This is a genomic window from Microbacterium salitolerans (genome assembly GCF_019720895.1).
Taxonomy (GTDB): domain Bacteria; phylum Actinomycetota; class Actinomycetes; order Actinomycetales; family Microbacteriaceae; genus Microbacterium.
In genome coordinates, this window is sequence record NZ_JAHKSH010000005.1 from 243,671 (window position 1) to 259,842 (window position 16,172).

A 16,172-nucleotide genomic window follows, 5' to 3' on the forward strand; every position below is an offset into this window, starting at 1 on the left:
GGGCACGGAGCGATCCCGCCGAGAGAGGCATCCATGCCCACATACGCCTATGCCTGCAAGGACTGCGCGCACGCCTTCGATGCCGTCCAGTCGTTCAGCGAAGAATCGCTCACCGCATGCCCCCAGTGCGACGGGACGCTGCGCAAGCAGTACGGATCCATCGGCGTCACGTTCAACGGAGCCGGCTTCTATCGCACCGACTCGCGCGCCACGACGCCGTCGTCCGGCGCGGACGCTGGCTCATCCGCCTCGAGCAGTGCATCATCTTCTTCGGCGGCGCCTGCGGCGACCGCCGCTTCGACGGGCGAGTGATCGTTCGCCCGTCCTGACCGAGAGACGGGCGAAGAGCCCAGAGGAGATACCTGCATGTTCCAGGGTTTCAAAGAGTTCATCATGCGCGGGAACGTCGTCGAGCTGGCGGTCGCGGTCGTCATCGGCACGGCGTTCACCGCGATCGTCACGGCCATCGTCGAGTCGATCGTCAACCCCCTCATCGCGCTGTTCTTCTCGGCGGACAGCCTCGCCGAGGCGCTCCAGGTCGAGGTCCCGGCGTTCTTCGGCGACGGCGTGTCCACCTTCGCGTTCGGCGCGGTGATCGCGGCTCTCGTGAACTTCCTGGCGGTCGCCGTCGTCGTCTATGTCGCCCTCGTGCTGCCGATGAACAAGCTGGCTGAACGGCGCGCCGCCGGCGCACCCGAAGAGGAGGTCCCGCTCACGCAGGAGGAGCTCCTCACCGAGATCCGCGACCTTCTCGCCCAGCAGAAGGCATAGCCCTCGTCACGCAGATGGCGCCGTCCCGAATCGGGACGGCGCCATCTGCGTGCTCAGGAGTAGTGCGGCGGGACATCCTGGCGCAGGCGGGCGTCGTTCGGCCCCCGGAAGCCCGACGGATCCACCGGATCCGGCTTGTCGCCACGCAGCGTCGCCTCGGCCTCCGAGTCGGCGAGCGTGCCCTCGACGCGCGTGAGCCGGGCACGACGGGATCCGCGCACCCGCTCGACGCGCTGTCGGGGCTCGTCGTCAGACACGCTCGGGGAGCGGCTCGGTCTCGCCGTCGGCGCGCGGGACGTCGGGCGCGATGCCGAGCACTGCGGCGACGCGCTCGGCCACCGCACGGGGATCGCTGTACAGGTCGAAGGCGTGCACGCGCACGTAGTGCCAGCCCAGCCGGCGCAGCACCTGCGGGCGCAGGCGCAGCGACTCGCGCAGCGACTCGGCGCGCGACTCGGGGTCGGATTCCACGACGACGGCCTTGCCGTTCGCCTGCGCGACGAGCGGCAGCAGCCCGCGGTAGTCGACCTCGACGGCCGCGCCCATGCGACGCAGCTCGCGGGCGAGGGCGCGCGTGAGCGGATCCGCGTCATCCTCCCGGCGCAGCTCCTTCGCGCGCTCCTCGTACGAGCGCAGGATGTCCATGAGGAGGGCCGCGCCGTTCGAGAAGCGTCCGTCGTCGATATCCGGCGGCTGCACGCACGAGACGACGACCATCGAGCGGCGCGCGCGCGTCATGCCGACCGTGAGCAGGCGCTCCCCATCGGCTCCCGACAGGTCGCCCAGCTCGCTGAGCACGCGACCGTGGCGCGTCTTGCCGTACCCGAGCGAGAAGATCACGCGGTCACGGCTCTCGGCGACCGACTCCTCGAGCGTGAGCACCGCCAGCGGCTCGGCCGTCTCGCGCGCGACGAAGTCGGCGACGTCGCCGCGCCCCGCGAAGGAGGCCGTGACCGCCGCGCGCACGCGATCGGCGTGACGACGGCTCGCCGTCACGACCATGAGCGATTCCTTGGGGCGATTCACCGCGTGCTCGACGACGAGCGTCACGACGCGCGCGACCTCGGCGTCGGGACTCTCGACCGCGCCCGTCTCCGGGTCCGGTGCGCCGTTGCCGCCCTCGATGTAGTCGACCGACAGGCTTCCGCGCCCCAGGTACGAGCCGGCCCAGGGCAGCGACACGAGCTCGCCGCCGTAGAACGCGTCGTTGACGAGACGCGCGAGGTCCTCTCCTCCGGCGCGGTAGCTGCGAGTAAGGGTCTCGACCGGGAGGATCTCGGCGATCCGCTCGAACGCGCTGCGCTCCTCCGAGGGTGCGTCCTCTGTCGGGACGCGCGACGCGGCCGTCGAGATGTCGAAGGCGGTCGGCCGCTGCGTCACGGGGTCGCCGAAGGCGACGACCTGTCGCGCGCGGCGGATCGCCGGTGCCGCCTCGGCCAGATCGGTCGCCGCCGAGTCGACGAGCATCACGACGTCGAATCGGTCATCATCGGCCAGGAGCGGCACATCGTAGGGCGACGCCAGCCACACGGGCGCGAGCGTGCGCATGAGCACGGGCGCTTCGGCCTGCAGCTGCCGGGGCGTGACCGATCCGCGCATGAGCGCGCGGCGCAGACGATCGGACTCCTCGGGCTCGTCGACGATGCCGATCCTCCACTGGGCCGCGAGCTGCCACGCGAGCATGGGGCCCGATGCGGCGGCGTGCGCCTCATCGACGAGGCGGAAGTCCTTCTCGAGACGGTCGACGACGCTCGTCGACGCGCCGAGCAGCGACTTCTCGGTCCGCAGCACGTGCTCGAGAGCCGACTGCCACCACGCGAACTCGAGCTCCTCGCCCACCCGCGCCTCGTCGACGTGGCGCACGGAGAGCTCCGTGAGGAGCGGCGCGAGACCCAGCTCGTCGAGACCGGCGCGCAGCTCGGCGCGCTCGACGATGTTCTCGAAGACGTCCGATTCGGCCGCGAGCCCGGCGAGGGTGCGGATGAGCCGCTCGACGGGCAGCGCGGCGAGCCGCGTGCCGCGGCCGAGTGCCTGGTCGAGCGTCGTCAGGTCGGCCTCGATCGCCTGCCACTCGACCTTCACGTCGGCGAGGCCGAGCGGGATCTCGGGAGCGCTCACGCCCTCGACGAGGTGCTGCCACTGCGCCCGCTGATGCTGAATCCGCACGAGCGCCTCATGCATGTCGGTCACGTGCACGCCGGGGCGCACGAGCTCGCGCGACAGCCGCTTGAGGCGGCGGCGCTGGCTGCCGGACATTCCGGCGAAGTCGCGGCGCGATCCGTTCGCCTTGATCATGTCGGACAGGGGCCGCTCGAACGCCAGCGGCTGGAACCGGTCGAGCGAATCGCGGATCCCGTGCAGCAGGCGCAGGAACTCTCCCAGCTCGTCCAGAGTGGTGAAGGGGCGCATCCGCGTCTGGGAGATGAGCTCGTAGCCGCGCCCGAGCAGGTCCGGGACCCCCTCGCGGTGCAGCCGTCCGGCGAGGGCGTGCGCCTCTCGCGCGGCCTCCGTCGTCTCGAACGTGACGCCGTACCAGGGCGAGTCGTCGGGGCCGAGGCGGAATTCGCCGAGGCGCGCGGCGTGCGCAAGAGTGTGCGCCGCCGTCGTGCGGTCGCCCGCGAGCTTCTCGAGCGCCCGGATGTCGAGGCGCGCCGACGACGACGGCGGCGTGGGCAGCGACGCGAGACGCGTGAGCTCGCGGGTCATCTCGATGACCGAGACGCCGAGCGCCTCATGCGGGCGGGTCAGGGCGTCGCGGTAGTCGCGCAGCACGGTTCGAAGGCGCACGAGCGCGTCGTCGATCTCGGAGACGTTCGGCTGCTCGGCCTTCTCATTGCGGCCGATCGCGCGGATGAGATCGCTGCGCAGACTCGTCGGTGAGACGGCCAGGGAGTCGAGGTGGATCCCCCGCAGCCGGTGAGCGACGCCCTCGAGCGTCGAACGTCGAGCGCTCACGACGAGAACGCGCTTGCCGGCGCGCACCAGCTGCCCGACGGCGTTGATCACCGTCTGGGTGCCCCCGGTACCGGGGAGCGTGTGCACGGCGAGCGACTCGCCGGCCATGATCCGGGCGAGCACCGCCTCCTGCTCGGCGTCGGCGTCGAGGAGGAGGGTGTCGGAAGCCGGCGCACGGTCATCGGGGCTCGTCGCCGCGGCGAGCGCGCGCGGCTCCTGGATCTGGCGCAGCTCCTCTTCGTGCCCGCCGAGGGCGTTGAGGAGCGGGTGATCGATGCGGACGAGGTCGCGGACCATGGGGCCCGAGACGTCCGCGAACGTCGAGATGAACAGGCGCGCCTTGACCGAGAACGTGTCGACGTGAGCCGTGAGCCCACGCAGACGGTCGATGACGGGCTGCGGCTGGAAGAGGCCGTCGTCGTACGCCAGCGCGGCGAGCGCATCGCCGTCGATGTCGACACCGAAGTGATCGCGGGCCGCGCGCAGCAGCTCGGGGTTGACGACGAATCCGCCGCGCAGCTTCAGCTCGAAGTCGGCGTGGTGGCGACGCAGCGCGAGCGGGCGCAGGAGAACCGGCGCCGTGAAGCGCTCGGAGCCGACGCGCCATGACGCGAGACCGACCGCCAGTCGCACGGCGTCGATGCCGCGCGCCGTGCGCAGCTCGACGTTCTTGGCGGCGATGCGCTCGGCGGCGAGGCGGGCGCCGCGGAGGGCCACTTCGTCGCGGAAGAGATTGGACAGGAGCGTCGAGCGCCCCGTGATGAACTGCGGAAGGCTTCCGGGGTGCGCCGTCGTGATCTCGATGAACGACTCGGGAGCCTCTCGATAGCGGAGAAGGGTCGAGTCCCCGCCGAGACCCGCCGCGAGCTGTCGGAGCCGTTCGCGCTCCGCATCGGCGACGTGCGCGATCGGCACGCCGGGTTCGGCCACCTGCAGATCGCTCGGAGTCACGCCGTCCGCCGATCCGGACAGCGCCGCTGAGCCCTTGATACGCCACACACGCGCAAGGGTACGCACGCGATGTGGGAATCACGTGTCGGATCGCCGCGGTGCGTGCAATCTCTCTCGAGTTTCCGACGGATCCTGTGCGCAGCGTGTCGCGCCGGGGCAGCGTGTCCACATTCTCGGATCTCGACGATCTGTCCACAGCGGGCCTCTGGTGCGCGAGCGGGGACGGCCGCGGCAGACCAGGATGGGCACATGAGCGACACAGCAGAGACCCCCGGCGTCGTCACGGGTGCCGACGGCCTGGCCCGACCGGCGTGGGCCGAGCAGAGCGACCTCCTCCGCGACTACTACGACACCGAGTGGGGCATGCCGGTGCGAGACGAGCAGGGAGTGTTCGAGCGGCTGAGCCTCGAGGCATTCCAGTCGGGGCTGTCGTGGGCGACCGTGCTGCGCAAGCGTCCGGCCTTCCGCGACGCATTCGCGGGGTTCGACCCCGACCGCGTGGCGCGCTTCGACGACGACGATGTCGAGCGGCTGATGGACGACGCGGCCATCATCCGCAACAGAGCGAAGATCCTCGCGACGATCGACAACGCGCGGGCGACCCTCTCGCTTCGCGACGACGGCACCGACCTCGCCGAGTTCGTCTGGAGCTTCCGGCCCGACGAGACGCCGGCTCCGGTCGCGCCAGGCGACGTCCCGTCGACGAGCGCAGAGTCCCTCGCCCTCTCGAAGGAGCTCAAGCGCCGTGGCTTCCGCTGGGTCGGCCCGACGACGATGTTCGCCCTCATGGAGGCGATCGGAATCGTCGACACGCACCTGGTCGCCAGCCACCGCCGCGGCACGAGCGGCGTCTGGTAGACCTCCGCCGCAGACGTCCCCTCCCCCGTCGCGGCGGACACGACGGACCCTCGAGAGCGGCGTGCTCTCGAGGGTCCGTTCGTGTTCACCGCGGAGACGACGCTCGCCTCCGGCGGCTCGATTCAGTGCTCGACGGCCTTCTCCGCGCCGTGCCCCGTCAGCGACCGCACGTCCATCTCGGCCGCGAGCGTCGGCGACTCCGCCCCCCGCCCGATGAACGAGCCGAGGAAGCCGAGCAGGAAGCCCACGGGAATCGAGATGATGCCCGGGTTCGACAGCGGGAAGACCACGATGTCGATCGCCGGGAACACGCTCGTCTCCGTTCCGGAGAACACGGGACTCAGCACGATCAGGATGATCGCGGCGCCGAGACCGCCGTACATGCTCATGACGGCGCCCGCCGTCGTGAACTTGCGCCAGAACAGCGAGTAGAGAATGGTCGGCAGGTTCGCCGACGCCGCGACGGCGAAGGCGAGCGCCACGAGGAACGCGACGTTCTGGCCCTGCACGCCGATGCCGCCGATGATCGCGAAGGCGCCGACGACGAGCGTCGTGATGCGGGCGACCCTGACCTCGCCGTTTCCGGTGACCTTGCCCTTCTTGATCACACTGGCGTAGATGTCGTGCGCGAACGACGCGGACGCCGTGATCGTGAGGCCCGCGACGACGGCGAGGATGGTCGCGAACGCCACGGCCGAGATGAAGCCCATGAGCAGGGGCCCTCCCAGAGCGTTCGCGAGCAGCGGCGCCGCCGAGTTCACCCCGCCCGGAGCCGCGGCGATCTGCTCCGGTCCGACGAGCGCGCCCGCGCCGTACCCGAGCACAAGGCTCAGCAGGTAGAACAGCCCGATCAGCCAGATGGCCCACACGACCGAGCGACGAGCCTCCTTCGCCGTCGGGACCGTGTAGAAGCGCATGAGCACGTGCGGCAGCCCCGCGGTTCCGAGCACGAGGGCGAGCGCGAGCGAGAAGAAGTCGAGCGGGTTCGCGTACTGCAGACCCGGCGCCAGCATCGCCTCGCCGTGCTCGGAAGCGGCGACGGCCGACTCGAGCAGGGTGTTGAGGTTGAAGCCGTTGAGCGCGAGCACCCAGATCGCCATCACGAGGGCGCCGCCGATCAGCAGGAACGCCTTGACGATCTGGACCCAGGTGGTGCCCTTCATCCCGCCGATGAGCACGTACAGCACCATGACGATCCCGACGACCGCGATGACCACCGACTGTCCGATCCTGCTGTCGATGCCCATGAGCAGCGACACGAGCCCGCCGGCGCCCGCCATCTGCGCGAGCAGATAGAAGAAGCACACCGCCAGCGTCGTGATCGCCGCCGCCATGCGCACGGGCGTCTGCTTCAGCCGGAACGACAGCACGTCGGCCATCGTGAACTTGCCGGTGTTGCGCATCAGCTCGGCGACGAGGAGAAGCGCGACGAGCCACGCGACGAGGAAGCCGATCGAATACAGGAATCCGTCGTATCCGTTCACCGCGATCGCGCCGACGATTCCGAGGAACGACGCGGCCGACAGATAGTCGCCCGAGATCGCGAACCCGTTCTGCGGGCCGGAGAAGGATCGACCACCCGCGTAGTAGTCCGCGGCGGACTTGCTGTTGCGACTCGCGCGGATGACGATGAACATCGTCACCGCGACGAATGCCGCGAAGATCGACATGTTGAGGATCGGATTGCTCTCGATCTCCTGCACGGCGGCCGAGGCCGTCGTGAATGCGGAGCTCATCCACTCGTTCATGCGCCTGCCTCCTTCTTCTCGAGGTCAGCGCGAATGTCCTTCGCGACCGGATCCAGCTTTCTGTTGGCGAACGACACGTACAGCATCGTGATCAGGAATGTCGAGACGAACTGCCCGAGCCCGAGCAGCAGTCCGATGGTGATGTCGCCGAATACTCTCTGCGCCATGAAGTCCGGCGCCCACCCCGCGAGAAGCACGTAGACGAAATACCAGACGAGGAAGATCACCGCCATCGGGAACACGAAGGATCGGTGAGCTCTCTTCAGGCCGCGGAACCTCTCTGAGTTCTCGACCTCGATGTAGTCGATGGGCGCCTTGGTCGGCGCGCCGATATCGTTATCCGTCATGTGGCCTCCTTGCCGCATGTCCGTGTGCGACGCGTCTTCGCGCCACTCGAACCGAACGAGCGCCAGACACGGCACCCGGTGCGAGTCACGACGCTACGATGCCGCAAGGCACCTCTGTCACCCCCGAAAGTAGGTAACCGCACGATGCAGACGACGCAGCGGATCGACGACGATCGCCAGCTCCTCACGCGCGCGGTCGAGGAGTTCGCCCGCCGCACGCGCTTCCCGATCGCATTCGGCGGTCTTCGGGATGCCGCGGGCGTCGCCCAGATCAGCGCGATCGTGGGCAATCGCACGCCGGCCCTGGACGGCCTCGCCGTCGCGCCCGATCGCGGACTGGGAGGGCGCGCCGTCACCGAGCTGCGCCCGCGCATGACGGGCGACTACGCCGGTGCGCGTCAGATCACCCACGACTACGACACGTTCATCCTCGGCGAGGGCATCGGCACGCTCATCGCCGTTCCCGTGCTCGTGCACGGCGCGCCCCGCGGGATCCTCTACGGGGGCGCATGGGGCTCATGGAACGTCGGCGGCGTCACCGCCGCGCCCGCCGTCGAGGTGGCCGATCATCTCGGGCAGCAGCTGCAGCGTCGCGACGAGCTCGCACTCGCCGCGCCGACGCCCGTCGCCGCCCCGTCGACTGCGGGAGAGGGGGACCTGTCCCCCGCGCAGCGCGAGGAGCTCCGCGAGAGCTACGCCGAGCTGCGGCGCATCGCCGCGACCCTCGACGACCCCGTCCTGCGCGACCGTCTGCGCGACGTCGAGAATCGTCTCGCCGCCCTCTCGGGTGCGGGCGCGCAGCCGGCAGCACCGGCTCCGGTCGCCCAGGTGCGGCTCTCGCCCCGCGAGACCGACGTCCTCGCCTGCGCGGCGCTCGGGTCGACCAATGCGCAGATCGCCCAGCTGCTCGAGCTTCGAGAAGGGACCGTGAAGGCGTACCTGGGCTCGGCGATGTCGAAGCTCGATGCGTCGACGCGTCACGCCGCCGTCGCGGCCGCGAGGAGGCTCGGCCTCCTGCCGTGACCCGGGACCGGGCGGGGGAAGTGCCCCTGACTGGACTCGAACCAGCGACGCACGGTTTAGGAAACCGACGCTCTATCCACTGAGCTACAGGGGCATGCGCAGACGTGCGCCCACCCAGTCTAACGAGGTGGACGCACGTCGCTCGCGGTCAGTGAGCCGCGTCGTATGCCTGCAGAACCGTCTCCGGCACGCGCCCCCGGTCGCTGACGGTGTACCCGTTGTCGCGAGCCCAGGCGCGCACAGCACCGAGATCGCGCGTGCCGCCGGTCGCTCGGCGGGGGCGCGTCTTGGCACCGGCGCCAGCGGCACGACGACCGGCCGAGATATACGGAGCGAATGCGTCGCGCAGCTTCTCGGCATTCGCCTCGGTCAGGTCGATCTCATAGCTCTTGCCGTCGATGGAAAAGAGAACGCTCTCCCCTTCGCCCGGTTCGAGAACGGTCCCGTCGATGTCGTCGACGAGCTGATGAACAATCTTTCGAGCCATATCCTCACGATAAAGGAATTCACTCGCGATTAGTCGTCACGCGCCGAGAGAAACTCTGCTCTCTCCTCACGCAGCCATGGCGAGATAAGGCTCCCACGACGGATCCGCGCGTTCGGAACCACGCACCGTCCATGCCGCGCCGCGAGGCGCCATCGGCATGATTCGCAGATCCCATCCCATCTCCTGGGGAGTGCGATCGCTCTTGATGTTGTTGCATTTCACGCACGCCGCGACAAGATTCGTCCAGGAATCCGCGCCTCCTCGCGAACGCGGAAGCACATGATCGATCGTCGACGCGGCACGCCCGCAATAGGCGCAGCGATGCGCATCGCGACGAAGAACACCGCGGCGCGTCACCGGAACTCGACGCGAATGCGGGATCCGCACGTAGCGCGTCAACACGATGACCGCGGGTCTGTCGTATGCTTCCGACGCTCCCCAGACCGGAGCATCCTCATCGTGTTCGACGACATTCGCCTTGTCATTCATGACGAGGACGAGGGCGCGTTTGAATGAGACGACCGCAAGCGGTTCGTAACCCGCATTCAGAACGAGAGTGCGCATGTGCGATTTCCTTTCCCCACATCCCGGATGGCTTCCGGGGCCGACAGGTGGCCGACGCGGGCAGGCGCGACAGACGAAAAAAGGCGCTGTCGTCCAGACAGCGCCCTCGTGCAGGCCACGAACACGTCGTGGACCCCTTGCACACAATGCCTCAGAACGTAGCGTCCGAGCGCATCCGTGGTTCGGATGCGTGGGTGCCTGTCCATGGGCTCGGTTCCTTTCGCGCGTCTTCCTGCGACGACGCGAACAGAGTAGCGCACCCGACACGCCCGAATGTCGAAGCGGAGGTGAATTCTCCCGGCGTCCCGGCCCCGCAACGCGAAACGCCCGCCTCGCACAAGCGAGACGGGCGTTTCGTGAAGCCGGGATCAGATCACATCGGGAGGTAGTACAGCGGATCGATGAGACCGCCGTTGATGCGGATCTCGATGTGGAGGTGCGGGGCGGTCGAACGGCCTGTGGAGCCGACGTAGCCGATGACCTGGCCCGCCGACACCGTCTGACCGACACTGACGGCCGTCGACGTCATGTGCCCGTTGCGGATCTCGATCTGGCTGCCATCGACGTTGCAGCTCAGCGTGACGAGGTTGCCGTACGCTCCCGACCACCCGGACGAGACCACCGAGCAGTCGTGCACGGCGTAGATCGGCGTGCCCGTGGCGGTCAGCAGGTCGAGGCCCTCGTGACCGCGGCCCGAGCCGAGGCTCTGGCCGACGGTGTATCCACCGGGCAGCGGCATGGTCGCCCCACCCGATGAGGCAGGCGGTGCCGCCGGAGCTGCCGGGGCGGCCGGATCCGCGGGGATGCCGGCGGGAACTCCCGCGGCCTCCTCCTGGCGCTGCGCCTCTTCCTCTGCCTGGCGCTGCTGCTCCTTCGCGCGCTTGACCGCCTCGCGCTCGGCCTCGATCTTCTCGATCTCTTCGGCGCTCGTGGCCGAGTAGGTCGTCGCATCGAGCGAGGACTGCGTCACATCGGCGCTGGCCTCGAAGGCCTGAGCTTCGCCCTCGGCCACGTCACGGACGTCGACGGCTGTTGCACCGCTCTCGTCCTGCTGCGTCGCGGCGTAGGCGGGGATCGCGACGCCCGCGATCAGTGCGCAGACCGCGGCCAGCGTGCCGACTGCGCGAACAGGCGTGAACCGCCGCGAGCCCTTCGCATCGGTCTTGCGCGTCGCGCGCTCTGCGAGGCGGACCTCCTTGCGAGCGGCCGCGAGCATCTTGCGGCTGTCCAGGGTGCGCGCGTCGGGTGAGTGCGCCTCGTCGGGGCGGGCGATCTCGTCGCGCGTCGTCTCGTTTTCAGCCAAAATCGGGTTCCTCCGTCGCCTCACGTTCGGGTACGTCGGTTCGCCAGCACTGGGTTGGGGGCACAGTGAGACTCTGCAAGAAGGGCGAACCACACGAGGCGATTTCCCACAGAGCGACCCCGCACGGGTGGCGGGGCATCGCTATACGGTAACGAAAGATAACGAAAATGTCACGCTCGCGGCCTGAGAAACTCCCGGCCAGCGGGATTCCGGCCCTCAGGGCGCGTGTTTCCGCGTCATTCCGAGACGAGGAAGACGTGCGAGGCCATCTCGATCGGCAGCTCGAGCGCCGAGTCGACATCATCCATCTGCACCAGCACATAGCCCTCGCTGTAGCGGAAGTCGCCATGCGCACCCGGAACGACGCCGGCTTCGCGCAGCTGCTGCAGCAGCTCGGGATCCACCTGCACCGGCTCGGCAAGACGGCGCACGGTGCCGCGCACGGGCTGCCCCTCGGCGTCGAGCTTCTTGACGACGCCGATGACGCCCTCATCGAAGGTCGTCAGCGAGTCGACCTCGCCGATCTCACCGAGGCCGGGAATGGGGTTGCCGTACGGCGACTCGTCAGGGTGGCCGAGCAGCTCGACGAGGCGGCGCTCGACGAGTTCGCTCATGACGTGCTCCCAGCGACAGGCCTCTTCGTGCACGTAAGCCCAGTCGAGCCCGATGACATCGCTCAGGAGGCGCTCTGCGAGCCGGTGCTTGCGCATGACCTCGATGGCCTTGCGACGACCATCGTCGGTGAGCACGAGACGACGGTCGTCTCCGACGCGGATGAGACCGTCGCGCTCCATGCGCCCGACGGTCTGCGACACCGTCGGTCCCGAGTGACCGAGGCGCTCCGAGATCCGCGCGCGCAGGGGGACGATCCCCTCCTCCTCCAGCTCGAGCACGGTGCGGAGGTACATCTCGGTGGTATCGATCAGGTCGGTCATCACGGCGCTTTCGTCACGAGGGAGAACGGGTAAGGCGATCCTCACCTCCCACCAGCGTACGTGGCTCCGGGGAGGTGAGGATCGCAGAAGACCGTCAGCTGTTCGCGAGGACGAAGTCGATGCTCTGCACGAGCCGGCGCACATCATCGGGGTCGATCGACACGAACGTCGACACCCGCAGCTGGTTGCGGCCGAGCTTGCGGTAGGGCTCCGTGTCGACGATGCCGTTGGCGCGCAGCGTCTGGGCGATCGCCGCCGCGTCGATGCTCTCGTCGAAGTCGATGGTCGCGACGACCGGCGATCGATGCGCGGCATCGACGACGAACGGCATCGCGACGTCCGAGCGCTCCGCCCAGTCGTAGAGCACGCCAGAGGACTCCCGCGTACGGGCATCGGCCCACGTGAGGCCGCCGTTCTCGAGGATCCACCCGAGCTGGCTGTCGAGCAGGTGCAGCGTCGCGAGCGCGGGCGTGTTGTATGTCTGGTTCTTGCGCGAGTTGTCGACGGCCGTCTTCAGGTCGAGCGACGCGGGGATGTAGCGCCCCGAGGCCGCGATGCGCTCGATGCGCTCGATCGCTGCGGGCGAGACCGCCGCGAGCCACAGCCCCCCATCGGATCCGAAGTTCTTCTGGGGCGCGAAGTAGTAGACATCGGCCTGCGCCGCATCGAAGTCGATGCCGCCCGCCGCGCTCGTCGCGTCGATGACGGTGAGCGCACCGTCGTCGCCGGCGACGCGTGCGATCGGCGCGTACGCACCGGTCGACGTCTCGTTGTGCGGCCATGCGTACACATCGACGCCGGCGACCGGCTGGGGCGTCGCGATCGAACCGGGCTCTGCCTGACGCACGTCGGGCGCCTCGAGCCACGGAGCGCCCGCGGCGCTCGCGAACTTTCCGCCGAACTCCCCGAACGCGAGGTTCTGGCTGCGCTTCTCGATCAGCCCGAACGCCGCCGCGTCCCAGAATGCCGTGGATCCGCCATTGCCGAGGACGACCTCGTACCCCTCCGGGAGACGGAGAAGCTCGACAAGGCGCTCGCGCACGCTGCCGACGAGGTTCTTCACCGGGGCCTGTCGGTGCGACGTGCCGAGAACCGTGGATCCCGCCTCGAGGAGGGCGGACAGCTGCGCGTCGCGCACCTTCGACGGGCCGCTGCCGAAGCGACCGTCGGCGGGCAGGAGTTCTGCGGGGATCTGGAGCGTCATGCGGCCATCCTATTGGCCGCGCGGACCTCTCTCAGTCGGTGCCGTCACCGTCCGAAACGGTGTCGTGGTCGTCGTCCTCGTCGTCCTCGTCGTCGTCCTCGTCGTCCTCGTCTTCCGACTCGTCGCCGCTGTCGTCGAGCTCATCGATGTCGACCCCGTCGACGTCGCCCGCGTGCAGGATGGACGATCCGTCGTCGTGGAGCTCGTCGTCGTCCTCGTCGTCGTCCTCGGAGTCATCGTCTGACTCCGCCGCGGCGGCCGCCTGCGCGGCCTTGTACTCTTCGAGGCGCTGAGACCACGGGATCCACTCCGGCGCGACGAGCGCCTCGTCACCCGGCAGCAGCTCAGCCTCGAGCACCGTCGGGTCCTCGCCCTCGACCGCCGCGACCGACACCGTCCAGAACCAGCCGGGGTAGCCGGGCATCTCATTCGCGAACCGCAGCGAGACGACGCCGTCGTCGTGCGCGCGGTAGCCTGCGGGCTCCCCCACGGTCGCCTCGGGCGTGATCTCGAACAGGGCAGACCGCGCGAGGTCGTGGGCCTCGACGAGGCGGGAATCGAGCTCAGACGTCGATGTCATCGGCGACCTTCCGGAGAACGGCCGCAATCTTGCGGGCATGGGGTTTGGAGGGGTAGCGGCCGCGTCGCAGGTCGCCGCCCATGTCGTCGAGCAGACGCACGAGGTCCTCGACGATCACGGCCATATCGTCGGCGCTCTTGCGCTTCGCCTTGACCGCGCTCGGAGGAGCGTCGAGCACACGCACCGACAGCGCGGACGGCCCGCGACGACCGTCGGCGACGCCGAATTCGAGGCGCGTCCCGCTGCGGACGGCCGCCCCCTCGGGCACCGCACTCGCGTGAAGGAAGACATCCTGCCCGTCGTCGGACGTGATGAACCCGAAGCCCTTGTCCTCGTCGTAGAACCTGACCTTGCCGGTGGGCATACTGACCTCGCTGTGAACTGCCGTGAACATCAGAAGAGGGATCGGCTTGATCCCCCGCAATCAGATTAGCGCGGCGGACGCAGGGGCGGATCCGTCCACTACTGTGGGAGGGATGAGCAGACAGCCCGGCGACGCACCCCCCGTGCGCCGCGTCGACAAGATCCTGGCGATGATGTCGCTGGGGATCCTCGTGCTGTCGATCGGCTGCTTCGTCTCGGTGATGATCGCGGGAGCCGTCGGCGTCGAGGACTACTCCTCCGGGGTCTGGCCGCAGGTGTTCATCGTGCAGATGGTCGGCCCCGTCGTCTCCTTCCTGCTGCTGCTGGCCCTCCTCATCATGAGCTTCATCCGACGCGGCAGGGCGAACCGCAGGTGACGCGCGTGAACAGCACCGTGGCACGGCTGATCGCCGAGCGGCTCGCCGCCGCCGACGACCATGACCTCGCGAAGCTGTTCACCGAGCGGCGCCTCTCGCCCACGTCGCCGCCGGCGTCGTCGTGGGGCGACTTCTTCGACGCCGCCGAGACGCTGCTCCAGCACGACGCCATCGTGCATGCGGTCTCGGCGCTCGGGCGCGACGACCTGGCGGCGCTCACGAGCGGCTCCCCTCTGCGTTCGCTCACCCTGACCGACGATGCGGGGCTCGCTCTTCCCGGTGTGCTCGAGGCGATCGGCGACGCCGACATCTCCCCGACGCCCACGTCGACGCCGCTGGCGGCCGAAGAGGTCGCCGCCGGCCACGCGGCAGAGCGCGCGTTCACGACGATCACGGCGCTCGCCGACATCATGATCCAGGCGCTCACGGCCCCCCTCGCACGCGTCGGCACCGGCGCCATGGGGGCAGCCGATCGGCGCCACCTCGCGGAGCAGCAGATCGTGCAGACGCCCGAGGAGGCAGAGGCCCTCATGCGGCTCGCGTCCGCGACCGGCCTCATGCGCGGACATGAGAGACGCATCCACACCACAGAGGCCGGCGCGGCGTGGGTGCAGCAGTCGACCCCCGCCCGGTGGGCGGAGCTCGCCGAACGCCTGCGCGACGCCCTTCCCGCGGCTCTGCGCACGGCAGAGGGCGGCTGGATCGACCCGGCGCTCTGGCCCGACGCGTATCCGCTCGACGAGACGTGGCCGGACAAGGCACGCGGCTGGATCGAGTTCGCGCGCCTCGTCGGTCTCGTCGCCGACGGAGAGCAGCCCGCGGAGCCGACGTGGGCGACGACGCTGCGGCGGGGATCCGCCGCGGAACCGACTCCCCTCGTCGTGCTGCTGCCGCACGAGGTCGAGAACGTCTACCTGCAGAACGACCTCACGGCGATCAGCCCTGGCCCCCTCGCGCCCGCGCTGGACGTGCGCCTCCGCCGCATGGCCGTGCGCGAGTCGCACGCGCAGGCCTCGACCTATCGGTTCACGGAGGCCTCGATCTCGCGAGCCCTCAGCGCCGGCGAGACGTCTGAGACGGTGCACGAGTTCCTCGAGAGGCTCTCGCTCACGGGTGTCCCGCAGCCGCTCGACTATCTGCTGCACCGCGCCGCCGATCGCCACGGGCTCATCCGCGTGTCCCTCGACCCGACGATGGGTCACACCGTCGTCTCGAGCCGCGATCACGACCTGGTGCGCACGCTCTCGGTCGACCAGTCGCTGCAGGCGATCGGGCTCGTGCTCGACGGGGCCATGCTGCGCAGCCGCGCACCCCGCGACGCCGTCTACTGGGCGCTCGCCGACGCGCGCTACCCCGTCGTCGCGATCGACGACGCGGGCGACATGATCCCCCTCGACCGCCACCGTCTCGCGCCGGCGGGCGACGCCGCTCACGACTTCGCCGATCTCATCAGCCGGCTCCACGACGGTCAGGGCGGCGACGCCGACGCGGCGTGGATGGACCGCGAGCTGGACACGGCGATCAAGGACCGGGCGACGCTCGCGATCGAGGTGAACATGCCCGACGGCAGCGTGCGCGAGCTGACCCTCGAGGCGACCGGCCTCGGCGGAGGCCGGCTGCGCGGACGCGACGCCAAGGCCGACGTCGAGCGCACTCTCCCGGTCTCACTGATCCGCACGGTACGACGCCTCTGACCCGATCGCACG

At 69.4% G+C, this 16,172-nt stretch carries 17 protein-coding genes and 1 tRNA gene; 6 read left to right on the forward strand and 12 right to left on the reverse strand.

Annotated features, from left to right (window positions below):
* Positions 1-33 precede the first annotated feature (33 nt).
* The gene (locus KOL93_RS13130) at positions 34-312 is read left to right on the forward strand and encodes an FmdB family zinc ribbon protein (RefSeq protein WP_221585842.1); all 279 of its coding nucleotides are present in this window, start codon (positions 34-36) and stop codon (positions 310-312) included.
* A 54-nt stretch (positions 313-366) separates the two neighbouring features.
* Positions 367-771 carry a large conductance mechanosensitive channel protein MscL gene (mscL, locus tag KOL93_RS13135; protein WP_221585843.1) on the forward strand — a complete coding sequence of 135 codons (405 nt, stop codon included), beginning with the start codon at positions 367-369 and terminating at the stop codon, positions 769-771.
* A gap of 53 nt (positions 772-824) precedes the next feature.
* On the opposite strand, the gene KOL93_RS13140 is transcribed toward mscL, so the two are convergent.
* Positions 825-1,028, reverse strand: a complete 204-nt coding sequence (locus KOL93_RS13140; protein WP_221585844.1) for a hypothetical protein — start codon at positions 1,026-1,028, stop codon at positions 825-827.
* On the reverse strand, positions 1,021-4,725 hold the full coding sequence (locus KOL93_RS13145) for an AAA family ATPase (RefSeq protein WP_308291637.1): 3,705 nt from the start codon (positions 4,723-4,725) through the stop codon (positions 1,021-1,023). Before KOL93_RS13145 ends, KOL93_RS13140 begins: the two co-directional genes overlap by 8 nt.
* Before the next feature lie 201 nt (positions 4,726-4,926).
* Here KOL93_RS13145 and KOL93_RS13150 point away from each other — a divergent pair, with 201 nt between their 5' ends.
* Positions 4,927-5,535, forward strand: a complete 609-nt coding sequence (locus KOL93_RS13150; RefSeq protein WP_221585845.1) for a DNA-3-methyladenine glycosylase I — start codon at positions 4,927-4,929, stop codon at positions 5,533-5,535.
* Positions 5,536-5,657: 122 nt separating this feature from the next.
* Here KOL93_RS13150 and KOL93_RS13155 read toward each other — a convergent pair whose 3' ends face one another.
* Together KOL93_RS13155 and KOL93_RS13160 are read right to left on the reverse strand one after the other, a co-directional pair.
* The gene (locus KOL93_RS13155; RefSeq protein WP_374107121.1) at positions 5,658-7,271 is read right to left on the reverse strand and encodes a solute symporter family protein; all 1,614 of its coding nucleotides are present in this window, start codon (positions 7,269-7,271) and stop codon (positions 5,658-5,660) included.
* A gap of 8 nt (positions 7,272-7,279) precedes the next feature.
* Positions 7,280-7,630 carry a DUF485 domain-containing protein gene (locus KOL93_RS13160; protein WP_221585847.1) on the reverse strand — a complete coding sequence of 117 codons (351 nt, stop codon included), beginning with the start codon at positions 7,628-7,630 and terminating at the stop codon, positions 7,280-7,282.
* Between the two features lie 144 nt (positions 7,631-7,774).
* Here KOL93_RS13160 and KOL93_RS13165 point away from each other — a divergent pair, with 144 nt between their 5' ends.
* A complete protein-coding gene (locus tag KOL93_RS13165; protein WP_221585848.1) occupies positions 7,775-8,653 on the forward strand; it encodes a helix-turn-helix transcriptional regulator in 879 nt (292 codons plus the stop codon).
* 21 nt (positions 8,654-8,674) lie between these two features.
* On the opposite strand, the gene KOL93_RS13170 is transcribed toward KOL93_RS13165, so the two are convergent.
* The 8 genes from KOL93_RS13170 to KOL93_RS13205 form a co-directional block, all read right to left on the reverse strand.
* Positions 8,675-8,747: transfer RNA gene (locus KOL93_RS13170), tRNA-Arg, on the reverse strand.
* Positions 8,748-8,801: 54 nt separating this feature from the next.
* Positions 8,802-9,140 carry a histone-like nucleoid-structuring protein Lsr2 gene (locus tag KOL93_RS13175; protein WP_221585849.1) on the reverse strand — a complete coding sequence of 113 codons (339 nt, stop codon included), beginning with the start codon at positions 9,138-9,140 and terminating at the stop codon, positions 8,802-8,804.
* A gap of 66 nt (positions 9,141-9,206) precedes the next feature.
* Positions 9,207-9,704 carry an HNH endonuclease gene (locus KOL93_RS13180; RefSeq protein ID WP_221585850.1) on the reverse strand — a complete coding sequence of 166 codons (498 nt, stop codon included), beginning with the start codon at positions 9,702-9,704 and terminating at the stop codon, positions 9,207-9,209.
* Between the two features lie 373 nt (positions 9,705-10,077).
* Entirely contained in the window at positions 10,078-11,007 is a 930-nt protein-coding gene (locus KOL93_RS13185; protein WP_221585851.1) for a M23 family metallopeptidase, read from the reverse strand.
* 236 nt (positions 11,008-11,243) lie between these two features.
* Positions 11,244-11,942: a metal-dependent transcriptional regulator gene (locus KOL93_RS13190; RefSeq protein WP_221585852.1), complete on the reverse strand. Its 699-nt coding sequence runs from the start codon at positions 11,940-11,942 to the stop codon at positions 11,244-11,246.
* Positions 11,943-12,036: 94 nt separating this feature from the next.
* On the reverse strand, positions 12,037-13,146 hold the full coding sequence (gene serC, locus KOL93_RS13195; RefSeq protein WP_221585853.1) for a phosphoserine transaminase: 1,110 nt from the start codon (positions 13,144-13,146) through the stop codon (positions 12,037-12,039).
* Between the two features lie 31 nt (positions 13,147-13,177).
* Positions 13,178-13,726: a DUF3027 domain-containing protein gene (locus tag KOL93_RS13200; RefSeq protein WP_221585854.1), complete on the reverse strand. Its 549-nt coding sequence runs from the start codon at positions 13,724-13,726 to the stop codon at positions 13,178-13,180.
* Complete coding sequence (locus KOL93_RS13205; protein ID WP_221585855.1) at positions 13,710-14,090, reverse strand: cold-shock protein; 381 nt, start codon at positions 14,088-14,090, stop codon at positions 13,710-13,712. The genes KOL93_RS13200 and KOL93_RS13205 overlap by 17 nt, the downstream gene beginning before the upstream one ends.
* 112 nt (positions 14,091-14,202) lie before the next feature.
* Between KOL93_RS13205 and KOL93_RS13210 the strand changes: the two genes are divergently transcribed.
* Together KOL93_RS13210 and KOL93_RS13215 are read left to right on the forward strand one after the other, a co-directional pair.
* Positions 14,203-14,466: a multidrug ABC transporter ATPase gene (locus tag KOL93_RS13210; RefSeq protein ID WP_221585856.1), complete on the forward strand. Its 264-nt coding sequence runs from the start codon at positions 14,203-14,205 to the stop codon at positions 14,464-14,466.
* 5 nt (positions 14,467-14,471) lie between these two features.
* Complete coding sequence (locus KOL93_RS13215) at positions 14,472-16,160, forward strand: helicase-associated domain-containing protein (RefSeq protein WP_221585857.1); 1,689 nt, start codon at positions 14,472-14,474, stop codon at positions 16,158-16,160.
* The last annotated feature ends 12 nt before the right edge of the window (positions 16,161-16,172 follow it).